General features: G+C 72.7%; 1 pseudogene. It reads right to left on the minus strand.

What is annotated here, in order from left to right:
* Positions 1 to 474: pseudogene (locus CGX12_RS19730) on the minus strand (hypothetical protein); the annotation flags it as partial.
* Positions 475 to 863: the final 389 nt, after the last annotated feature.

Consider the following 863-nt stretch of genomic DNA (forward strand, 5'->3'; position numbering starts at 1 on the left):
GGCTTCGATGGCGACGGGAGCCGGCTCGACCTCGGTGGCGGCCGGTTCCACGGCCTCGGCGGCCGGGCGGGGAGCCTGGGTCTCGGCGACAGGCGCCTCCGCTTGTGCTACGGATCCGGCGGCAGCCTCTTCCGCTTCCTGGGCGACCCATTTGTCCTCACCGTGCTCGGCGATCAGGGCGGCGATGCTCTCCTGACGACGCTGGCGGCGGCTGTCTTCGTTGATGCGCTTGCGCTTGGGCATGGCACCGCGCTGGTGGGGCAGCACCGGCTCGCCGGACTCGGTCCCCTCAGCCTCGGCCCGGGCGACTTCCTCTGCCCGGGGTTTGGGCTGACGGCGCGGGCGGCGCTCGGCCGGTTCCCGGGTGTCGGCGGCTTCCTGCTCGGACGCCACCACAGCGGCTTCGCTCGCCTTGCCTTCCGCCTCGATGCGAACCTTCTTGCGCATCTGGCGGCGCTGGCGACGCTCGGCCACCACCTGCTCTTTCTGCTCCAGATCCAGTTCCTGCTCCTGGACAGGAGCCGGGGCAGGGGCGGCGACCAGGGTCAGTTCGACGGCGGCGGTTTCCTTCTGCTGAGGCTTGGCCCGCTCCTGGGGCTGCTGGTCGCGGCGGGGCTTGCGCCGTTCGCGGCGGGGCTTGTCGGTTTTGGCTTCCGCCTGGGGCTCGGCCTGGGCAACCGGCGCCTTGCCACCGCGCTCTTCGTCACGCGGCTTGCGGCTGCCTCGATTGCTGCGGCGCTCGCCTCTTTCGCGGCGCTCATTGCCACGGGGCTGACGGGCCGGTTTTTTGGCCGGCGCCCGCCCGCCCGTCGCCGGCCCCGCCGGGCCCCTTGACCAGCTGGCCCGGGGCCGTTCCTTTTACC

Origin of the sequence: Zobellella denitrificans, assembly GCF_002237365.1 — a bacterium.
Lineage (GTDB): Bacteria > Pseudomonadota > Gammaproteobacteria > Enterobacterales > Aeromonadaceae > Oceanimonas > Oceanimonas denitrificans.